The organism is Pseudophaeobacter sp. (genome assembly GCF_039971195.1).
GTDB lineage: Bacteria > Pseudomonadota > Alphaproteobacteria > Rhodobacterales > Rhodobacteraceae > Pseudophaeobacter.
Genome location: NZ_JBDWPJ010000119.1, coordinates 1 through 9925, shown reverse-complemented (window position 1 = coordinate 9925; position 9925 = coordinate 1). Strand labels below are relative to the sequence as shown.

Genomic DNA, 9925 nt, shown 5'->3' with positions numbered 1-9925 from the left:
GCAGGTCGCGGAGATCCAAATCCGCATCGCCGTGCTAAACCGTTACACAGTTCTTGGCATACCCGTCACAGTGCCCCTAGGATAAATCCGTCCGGGGAAAGGGGAAGAACGCTCAGACCCCGATTGGTGCAACAAAGCCGTGGGCATCTAGTAGGTACCCACTACAACATATAAAACGCTTCAATTTTGTGAACAAAGTCTAGTTCGTTTCATTCATATGAAACATACCTTGGATTCAACGATATTTAAGTCTCTTCGCAATCTTCAATGATGGCCAGAATAACGATCCGCCCGACAAAAGAGGCGGCCGCCAACATGGAGAAATACACAATGAACAATAGGTTTTCGCGTAGAGGCCTGCTCGCCAGCGGTGCTGGGCTGGCTGCAACCCTTGCCATGCCATCAATCGTGCGGGCGCAACCGCTTGCTGGTAAAGAAATTCGCCTTCTGACCTGGTCGGACAATACCGGGCTTGCGATTCTGGAACACATCGCAAAGCCCTTTGAAGAAAAGACCGGCGCGCGTGTTATTGCTGACCGGACGGGCTCTACCTCGGAAATGGTCGCAAAGCTGCGCGCCGCTGGTGATCGGGCCCAGTATGACGTCATTACGTTGGCCGGTGTTGGCGCCGTTGAGTTGGCGGGGGATGGCCTGCTGGCAAAGCCGGACCTGAACATGTTGCCCAATCTGCAGGATGTGGACCCACGCTTCCGCACCGGAGCAGACGGTCATGGCATTGGCTATTTGTTGTGGACAGGAGGTCTGATCTACAACACCAAAACCTTCAAAGAGCCGCCAACCTCCTACGCGCAGATGTGGGACGAAGCCCATAAGAACCGCCTGTTCCTGCCGCCTGCTACCTGGACTGATGCCCTTGATACGATTTTTGCCACCGGCAAACTGATCGGCGGCGACGGTACCAATTCAGCCGAGGCCCTGGCCAAGCTGGCAGAGCTGCGCAACAATATCCTCACCTTCGGCGAAAATCCGGCCCAATTGTCAGAGCTGTTCCGGTCTGATGCGCTGGACATCGGTGGCGTCTATGCCCCGGCCTTTTATGCGGCAGAGCTGAACGATCCGGCCAATTCCAACATGGGGGCCACCTATGACGTTGACGAGGGTTTCTTTGCCGATCTGATGTATACCATCACTCCAAAGTCAAAGCCGGGCGATGACGAGACTGTGCATGCCTTCATCGACTACACCTTGGATGCCGAAGTGCAGGGCATCATGGCAGAGGCTGTGTTGAACGGGCCAGTCAACCAAAAGGCTGTGATGTCCGAGGCCGCCAAGGCGAGCCCCTTTATCATCAAGCCAGAGCAGATGGGCGACAAGGCAATCGTACACGACAAGTCCTTTATCGCTGAGGTGCGCGAAGACTGGATCACCCGGTACACCCAGACTCTGTCCTAACCGAACCCAAAGCAGGCTCCAAAGACCGTGAGTATTTCCCTCTCCCGACGCAGAGCATTGGCATTTTCGCTCCCTGCGATCATTGCAATACTCCCCTTTCTGGGGGCCTGCTTTTACATTTTCCGGTTTTCGATTTCCGCTGATAAAGGCGCGATCGATGGCTATTCGATCCAGCCCTATATTGACTTGATGACGCCTTTCTTTGGTCGCTCGGTCTGGGTTACTCTCAAACTTGCGTTCATTGCAACCGTCTTTGCTATGCTGCTGGCAGTGCCATTAGCCTTCTTGCTGACCGCGCTCAAAAGCCCATTTGCACGACGCTGCCTGACGGTGACAATCCTGCTGCCGCTGATCTTGAACCTGCTGGTTCAAGCCTATGGCTGGATCCTGTTGCTAGGTCCCAGTGGTGTGCTGAATTCCACCCTGCGCGGGCTTGGCCTTATCGAGCGTCCGATCTTTTTACTGTTCAATGAGGCCGGGGTGCTGCTTGGTCTGATCCAGACCTCACTGCCGCTGGCGGTCTTTCCCATTGTCAGTTCGGTCCGGGGGCTGTCCCAAGAACATCTGGAGGCCGCCAGTTCCCTCGGTGCCAGCCATTGGCGCACCTTCTTTGACGTCACAGTGCCCTTGCTCCGCCCTGGTCTGGTTGGGGCTGCCTCCATTGTCTTTGCGTTCAATGCCAGCGCATTTGCGATACCTTTGCTGCTGGGCGGACGCCGGGTGCAGATGATGGGCGTGGCGATCAGAGACATGATCTCCCCCTTGTTCAATTGGTCGGGGGCCGCAGCGGCCGGCATGATCCTGATCACCTTGACCCTGATCGTACTGGTGTTTTCGGCCTGGTTGGTTCGGGTCACTTCAGAAAAAGTGAGGGACTGAAATGCGCGTTGGGCTTCTTCCTTCTGAAAACAGCAGCTACCGGATTACCATTTGGTTTCTCGCCATTATTGGCATTCTGGTATCTTCTTTGCCAGTAATCGTGGTGACGCTGATGTCCTTCTCGGCCTCCAGCACGACTGGCTTCCCGCCCTCAGAATTCTCTTTGCGCTGGTATTGGGAGGTCATTGCGATGTTCACCCAAGAGGACGCATCCAGTGCCCAATCGGTGGTGGATTCAACCGTGACCAGCCTGCTTGTCGCGGTCTTGGTCATGGCGATTTCCACATTCGTTTGCATCCCCTTGGCCTATGCTTTGGCCCGCGGAGAGCGGCGCATTCGCGAGGGGATGGAGCTTCTGTTCACTCTGCCGCTGGTCTTCCCGTTGGTTATCCTAGGGATCGCCTTTTTGTTGATCGCTGAAAGCCTGCGGCTGGAGATCGGGATCTGGCGCATTGTCATTCCCCATGTGGCGCTGGTGATCCCCTTTGTGCTGCGTAACTGTATCGGAGCGATGCAGGGGATCAGCGTCGAGATCGAAGAGGCCGCCATCTCGCTTGGTGCTTCGCCACTGCGGGCCATCTGGGATGTGGTTATTCCCCTGATGCGCGCCGGGATCCTGGCTGGGCTGATCTTTGCCCTGATCATCAGCTTCAACGAATTCACCATCACCTTCTTCATGTACACCATCGATGTCAGCACCCTGCCGATTTGGATGTATAGCCGCACGGTTTCCTCATTGGATCCGTCCACCCTAGCGCTCTCGGTCTTTATCATCTTTGCGGATGTTGTGCTGATCGTGCTTGTGGACAAGCTGATAGCTGGACGCGCGAACCTCTTTTGAAAGGCCTCCTCCGTGAGCACTACCAATACTCATCTGCATATCGACGGTATCTCAAAATCCTTTGGCGATGTTCAGGCGCTCAAAAACGTTGACCTGAAAATCAAGCGGGGTTCCTTTGTTTGCCTGCTTGGCCCTTCGGGTTGTGGTAAAACCACCTTGCTGCGGATCATTGCAGGGTTTGAAACAGCCAGCTCCGGGCGATTGATGCTGGACGGCGCGGACATCACCCAGATGCCGCCCCATAAACGGGGCTTTGGTATGGTGTTCCAGTCTCTGGCTCTGTTCCCCCATATGACAGTGGCCCAGAATATCGCCTACGGGCTAAAGCTGCGTAAAGTCAGCAGAGCTGAGCAGGGCCGCCGCGTCGAAGAGTTGCTGAACGTCATTGAACTCCCAGAGATTGCTGATCGCCCGGTGTCTGCCCTGTCAGGCGGGCAGCGCCAAAGGGTTGCAATTGCCCGGGCCCTGGCCATTCAACCGCCGCTGTTCCTGCTGGATGAGCCTTTGTCGGCCCTGGACGCCAAATTGCGCGACAATATGCAAATCGAGCTGCGTCAGTTGCAGCAAAAATTTGGCGTCACCACGATCCTGGTGACCCATGATCAGCACGAGGCCATGATGCTGGCAGATGAGCTGGTTGTGCTAAAGGATGGCGAAGTCTTCCAGGCCGCAGCCCCCTCTACAGTTTACCAGAACCCTGCCGACAGCTTTGTCGCCGACTTCCTGGGGGCGGCAAATATTGCCCCGGCGGTGGTCTCCGGCCCTGGTCAGATCACGCTGATGAGCCAAGAGATTGCACTGGATACGGTGCATGCGGTCGGAACCAAGCTCAATGCCGCGATACGCGCGGAACATATCCGTATGATGCCCCTGGCCGAAGCCAAAGGGCTCACAGTTGGCACTGTCACCTTTATGCGCGATCTTGGTCCTGCCAGTGAATTGGTCGTCACGGCAGAGGGCCAAAACCTGCGGGTGCGGTGTGACAACTCAAGCGTTCCGGACCTGGCAATCAACAGCCAGGTGGCTTTGAGGTTTGATGGATCGCGCGTCTCGCTGTTTCAATCCTAGTGCGGGCAGGGCACTCGCTCTTCCCAGTACCTTCCAAAGCAAAAAGGCCCAGAACGCAACGCGACCTGGGCCATTTTTGATTGTGGGTCAGTTAGGCCGGCATTGCCGCGATTATCATGATCTCGACCAGGAACTCCGGCGCCACAAGCCGGGATTCAACGCAGGCCCGCGCGGGTGGGTTTGCAGGATCAATCCAGCCATCCCAGACCACATTCATTTCATCGACCTGCTGCATATCCGCCACCCAGATGGTCGCCGAGAGAATATGAGATTTACTGCTGCCAACCGATGCCAGCAGGCGATCGACCTCTGACAACATATCCTGAGTCTGCGCTGTGACTCCGTTGCCTTCGCCGATTTGCCCGGCCAGATAGATGGTGTCGCCATGGACCACCGTCTGGCTCATCCGGTTGCTGAGCTCGCTGCGTGTGATTGTCATTTTACTGTCCTTTGTTTGAGGTTCTGAAGGGGGAGAACTGCATCAGGCTCAGGATCTCAAAATACATCTGAGCGCCGTTCTGGGCCGTATTGGTGGTAGGGTCATAGGCGGGGGCGACTTCGACTACATCGCCGCCAACCAGGTTTGCACCCTTCATGCCGCGGATGAGCGCCATGACCTCTCGGGTTGTCAGCCCACCAACTTCGGGGGTGCCAGTTCCCGGCGCATAAGCAGGGTCAAGACTGTCGATGTCAAAAGACAGATAGGTTGGGCCGTCCCCAATCACTGCGCGCGCCTGACGGATGATCTCGGGGATTGCGGCCTCGGACAGATCGGCGGCCTCGATGACGGTCATGCCGGACATCTCCGAGAACTCCCAAATGTATTTGGCAGCCCCTCTGATCCCGATTTGGATGGTGCGTTCCGGGTCCAGAACACCGTCCAGAACCGCATTGCGAAACGGTCCGCCATGGTGGAATTTCTCACCTTCATAGGAGCCGCCGGTATCGCAATGGGCATCAATATGGATCATGCCGACAGGCCCGTTGGCGCCAACGGCCTTCAAAATTGGATGACTGATGGAGTGGTCGCCGCCGACGGCCATGGGAATGACTCCTTCACCCACGATCTTGGCGGCAAAACTCTCGATATCTGCATGACTCTGGGCCAGGTCAAAGCGGCTACGAAAGGGTACGTCGCCAATGTCAGCCACCGCCATCTCATGTACTGGAGCGCAGTCCAAAGCGTCATTATAGGGTCCCACCCGCTCGATTGCACGCAGCGCCCGGGGGCCAAATCGCGAACCGTTCCGGTTGGTCACACCCAGATCCATCGGCACGCCAAAAAGCGCCACATCCAGATCGCCAATTCCCAGATGATCGTCTCCGACCTGGCGGTGCGCGGCGTCTAGCAGCGTTGGCATGCCCGAATAGGGCGCAGGGCGCCGCCCGCCTTCTGAGAAAATCTTTTCTGCAATCCGCTGGTAGTTCGCACTGTGCAAATCCCCCCCGGTTGCTCCGTCAAATGTTTGTCGCAGTTCCGCCAGCTTCTTATCGGACCAGACCATAGTGTACCTCCCTGATTTCAGGCACAGAATAGGTCAAAGATGATGTGATTAAATTTGAACATTGGTAATGTTCGTTGCATATAAATGTAACCAACAAAACCTAGGGAGCACGGCAAATGGCAAGACGGAAAAAGGCGTTCTCGGGGAAAGTGAATGATGTTGATCTGCGGCTCATCCGCGTGTTCAAGGCGGTTATTGAATGTGGTGGCCTTTCGGCAGCCCAGACCGAGCTGGGGGTTGGCCGCTCGACAATTTCTCGCCAAATTTCCGACCTGGAAACACGGCTTGGTATGCGTCTGTGCCATCGGGGGCGAAGTGGTTTTTATCTGACGCAACAGGGGCAGCAGGCCTATAAATTTATGGACCAGTTCTTGGAATCTACCGAGGATTTCACCTCCAGAATTGCCAGCATCAGCAACCAGATGGTTGGAAAACTAGAAGTTGGAATGATCGACTTTTCGATGACGGATGAAAAAAATCCATTGTTGTCGGCAATGCAAAAGTTCCGCGAGATCGCGCCGGATGTGTCAATCAATCTGATGACCGGATCCCCGAACGAAGTTGAGCGGGGCATCATTGATGGCAAGTTGCACATCGGGATTGTCCCGGATTACCAACGCCACCCCAGTTTGGACTATGCAGCTCTTTATGAAGAGGACGTAGGCCTGTTTTGCGGCGGCGAGCATCCCCTGATGAGTGCCATTCAGGAAAAGGTTAGTTTGACCGAGAAAGATATCTGCAAACACCAGCTGGTTCACCGGGCCTATTATGAGAGCGAACGGCTGCGCCAACGCAAACAGAGGTTCCCGGTAGGCAGTACGGTTTATCAAACCGAAGCCGTTCTGGCATTGGTACGGGCCGGGATTTACCTTGGCTATTTCCCCACCCACTGCCAGAGCTTGATGCGGGGGGAGTTCATAGAACTTTTGCCTGAGGTGTTCAGGTATTCCACCCCCATTTGCGCCGTTTGGAGAGCCGACAGAAGGCACTCTCTTTTTCTACAGGATTTCTTGAAATTGCTCCGTCGGGAACGTTAAAAAGCAGGATCAAGGTGCTCGGTGCCCTTCCGTAGTCGCGAATGACCACTTTTGGAAAGCTGCTGTGCGGCAACAGGCCCCTGATCAAGGGCCGTTTGTGACGTTTCCTTCCCCTCTGGGGCACAACTTTGCAAAGGTTTCTATCTGCGCATTGCAAACCTTTGAAGCTAAGCAATCAACGGTCGCCGCTCAGATGATCACTAGAGGTCTGTTCCCAGCCCGAAGCGGACCCATGATCCTCTGTGATCAGCCCCACCTAAGTGGTCCAGTTTGAATGTTAGTGCGTGATTGGCCTGGTTGCCATCGGGACGATGGTTTCTGGAGCCGGTGGGCGGTAGCCCAGAGCACTGTGTGGTCGTTTGGTATTGTAGTGTTTCCTCCATTTTTCGATCAGGATTTGAGCCTCCCGCAAGCTGTAGAAGGCTTCTCCATTGAGCAGCTCATCCCGGAAGCGGGCATTGAAGCTTTCGCAGTATCCGTTCTCCCAGGGCGACCCCGGCTCGATGTAGGCGGTTTTAGCACCGACGGCAGCAATCCAGTCTCGGACGGCCTGTGCAATAAACTCGGGGCCGTTGTCTGATCGGATGTAGGCAGGAACCCCGCGCAGGATGAACAGATCCGTCAACGCGTCGATCACTTCTGTTGAGTTCAGCTTCCGCTTCACTCGGATGGCGAGGCACTCCCTGCTATGTTCATCCAGAATGTTGAGCGTTCGGAACGCTTTCCCGTCATCCGTCCTGTGATGCACAAAATCATGCGACCATACGTGATTGAGATATTCCGGCCGCAGCCGGACACACGAGCCATCGTTTAGCCAGAGCCTCCCCTTTTGGGGGTGTTTCATCGGCACTTTGAGCCCTTCACGTCGCCACAGTCGTTCGACACGCTTATCGTCCACCAACCAGCCTGCGTCTCTAAGCAAAGCTGCGATCCGGCGGTAGCCGTACCGACCATACTGGCGCGTCAGTTCGATCATGTCATACACCAACTGGTCTTCGTCAGCACGTCCGACAGGCACCCGCCTCTGTGTGGAGCGATGCTGCCTCAAGACGCGGCAAGCACGATGTTCCGAGATGTGGAACTGGCTGCGCACAAGGTCAATGCAGGCACGACGGCGTGAAGGGCTCAGTAGTTTCCCCGTGCGGCTTCCGACAGGATGAGCTTGTCCAGCGTCAGGTCTGACACAGCTCGACGCAGCCGGTCATTCTCCTTCTGAAGCCGCTTTAGCTCCTTCAGTTGGTCGGCTCCCATCCCACCATACTGCTTACGCCAGAGATAGAAGGTCTGCTCTGTGATCTGCACCTGACGTATGGCATCAACACGCGGCATCCCTTGGCCGCAGAGCACCTCAACCTGCCGTAACTTTGTAACAATCTCTTCCGGTTTGTGTCGTTTGATTCCCATCTTTGATCCTCCGTTTCCTAACTATTGGCCCGGACCACTTTTTTTGGGGGGGGGAGGCTCAGCTCGCTGGTGATACGGCCCGTGCTGCCAACACTGATGAGGTCAAGGAGCTTCGCCGTGAGGCCAAGGATCTCAAGGAGGTGGTTGCGGAGCAGACGCTTGAACTGCGCCTTCTCAAAAAAAGCATGCTCGGGGATGGGGACGACCGCGAATGAGGTATGCTGCATCTGAAAAGCTGGAGATCATTCGACTGGTCGAAGAAAGCCATCTATCGGCCCGTCGGACACTGGCCAAGCTGGGCATTCCCCGTACCACATTCTATCGGTGGTATGATCGGTATCTGCAGCGCGGAGAGGCCGGATTGCAGGACCAATCTCCCAAGCCAAAACACGTCTGGAACCGCGTGCCCGACGAGGTGAAGCCCAAGGTTATCGACTTCGCTTTGAAAGAGACAGAGCTGTCGCCCCGTGAGCTGGCCGTAACGTTCACGGATCAGGAACGTTACTTTGTGTCAGAATCCACAGTGTACCGCACGCTTAAAGCGCATGACTTGATCACCAGCCCGGCGTTCATTGTCCTGAAGGCGGCCGATGAGTTCCAGCGCAAGACGACTGGGATCAACCAGCTTTGGCAAACAGACTTCACCTACATTAAAGTACTGGGCTGGGGCTGGTTCTATCTCAGCACGGTTCTCGACGATTACAGCCGCTACATCGTCTCCTGGAAGCTCTGCACAAATATGCGAGCCGAGGATGTGACCGACACGCTGGAATTGGCGTTGCAGGCATCAGGTTGTGATCAGGTTCACGTCGTTCACAAGCCGCGTTTGCTCAGCGGTAACGGATCCAGTTATGTGTCCGGAGACTTGGCCGAATGGTTGCAGGATAAAGGTATGAAGCACTCTCGCGGCGCGCCATATCATCCGCAAACGCAGGGCAAGATCGAGCGTTGGCATCAGACTTTGAAGAACCGCATCCTGCTGGAAAACTACTTCCTGCCATGTGATCTCCAAGCTCAGATCGCTGCATTCGTCGACCACTACAATCACCAACGCTACCACGAGAGCATCAACAACATCACACCCGCTGACGTCTATTTTGGACGCGATAAAGCCGTTCTAAAACAACGCGAAAGGATCAAACGAAAGACACTCGAAGCGCGACGCTTGCATCACAGACAACGCGCCGCATAACCAAACCAAACAGATGAGCCAAACGCTCTCTTAGTTTAGGCAGCCTGTGGTTCCAAAAACTCTGACGACAGACACCGTCGGCTCAATCTCATGTCACTGTCCAGCCAGTTTGATCCAGCGCGCGCCCAAACCCTTGGCCGTCAGGGAGAGCGCCGCCAGCAAAAGGCAGCGCTTGTGGAAGTTCAGTGAACGTGCCCTGAAGTTTCCGATTAACGGCCCAGAGTAGAAGCATTTTTGCCCATCCAGTCTTGAAACGGGTCTGGTTTCGCAACAGGATCTTTTTTAAGAAATTGTTTGAGCTACTCTAGATGCCCGACCTTTACTCCCTCTACCAAGTCAGAAACCTTTAGAGCTGGTACTCGTTCTGGTTTGTTTCTCCAGAGGGCACTGAACAATTGGATAGGAGAAATAGAAAGCTCATCACCAAAGTACTTTCCCATGTTGAAGGGCTTTGTTGCACCAATCGGGGTCTGAGCGTTCTTCCCCTTTCCCCGGACGGATTTATCCTAGGGGCACTGTGACGGGTATGCCAAGAACTGTGTAACGGTTTAGCACGGCGATGCGGATTTGGATCTCCGCGACCTGC

At 55.3% G+C, this 9925-nt stretch carries 8 protein-coding genes and 1 pseudogene; 6 read left to right on the top strand and 3 right to left on the bottom strand.

Annotated features, from left to right (window positions below):
• Positions 1-330 precede the first annotated feature (330 nt).
• The 4 genes from ABJP42_RS10435 to ABJP42_RS10420 are packed head-to-tail and all read left to right on the top strand — an operon-like array spanning position 331 to position 4201.
• Positions 331-1413: an ABC transporter substrate-binding protein gene (locus tag ABJP42_RS10435; RefSeq protein ID WP_348340248.1), complete on the top strand. Its 1083-nt coding sequence runs from the start codon at positions 331-333 to the stop codon at positions 1411-1413.
• 27 nt (positions 1414-1440) lie between these two features.
• Positions 1441-2292, top strand: a complete 852-nt coding sequence (locus tag ABJP42_RS10430; protein WP_348340247.1) for an ABC transporter permease — start codon at positions 1441-1443, stop codon at positions 2290-2292.
• 1 nt (position 2293) lies between these two features.
• Positions 2294-3133 carry an ABC transporter permease gene (locus ABJP42_RS10425; RefSeq protein WP_348340246.1) on the top strand — a complete coding sequence of 280 codons (840 nt, stop codon included), beginning with the start codon at positions 2294-2296 and terminating at the stop codon, positions 3131-3133.
• A gap of 12 nt (positions 3134-3145) precedes the next feature.
• On the top strand, positions 3146-4201 hold the full coding sequence (locus tag ABJP42_RS10420) for an ABC transporter ATP-binding protein (RefSeq protein WP_348340245.1): 1056 nt from the start codon (positions 3146-3148) through the stop codon (positions 4199-4201).
• 91 nt (positions 4202-4292) lie between these two features.
• Here the strand turns inward: ABJP42_RS10420 and ABJP42_RS10415 are convergent, their stop codons facing one another.
• Together ABJP42_RS10415 and speB are read right to left on the bottom strand one after the other, a co-directional pair.
• Positions 4293-4640 carry a RidA family protein gene (locus tag ABJP42_RS10415; RefSeq protein ID WP_348340244.1) on the bottom strand — a complete coding sequence of 116 codons (348 nt, stop codon included), beginning with the start codon at positions 4638-4640 and terminating at the stop codon, positions 4293-4295.
• Position 4641: 1 nt separating this feature from the next.
• Positions 4642-5706: an agmatinase gene (speB, locus tag ABJP42_RS10410; protein ID WP_348340243.1), complete on the bottom strand. Its 1065-nt coding sequence runs from the start codon at positions 5704-5706 to the stop codon at positions 4642-4644.
• Between the two features lie 116 nt (positions 5707-5822).
• Here speB and ABJP42_RS10405 point away from each other — a divergent pair, with 116 nt between their 5' ends.
• Positions 5823-6743, top strand: a complete 921-nt coding sequence (locus ABJP42_RS10405) for a LysR family transcriptional regulator (protein WP_348340242.1) — start codon at positions 5823-5825, stop codon at positions 6741-6743.
• A 277-nt stretch (positions 6744-7020) separates the two neighbouring features.
• Here the strand turns inward: ABJP42_RS10405 and ABJP42_RS10400 are convergent.
• Positions 7021-8147 (bottom strand): IS3 family transposase gene (locus ABJP42_RS10400; RefSeq protein ID WP_348340241.1). Its coding sequence is split into 2 segments (ribosomal slippage): positions 7021-7883 and positions 7883-8147, totalling 1128 coding nucleotides; the frame shifts between segments, so codons are not numbered across the junction.
• Positions 8148-8203: 56 nt separating this feature from the next.
• Here ABJP42_RS10400 and ABJP42_RS10395 point away from each other — a divergent pair.
• Positions 8204-9339: pseudogene (locus ABJP42_RS10395) on the top strand (IS3 family transposase); the annotation flags it as partial.
• Between the last annotated feature and the right edge of the window lie 586 nt (positions 9340-9925).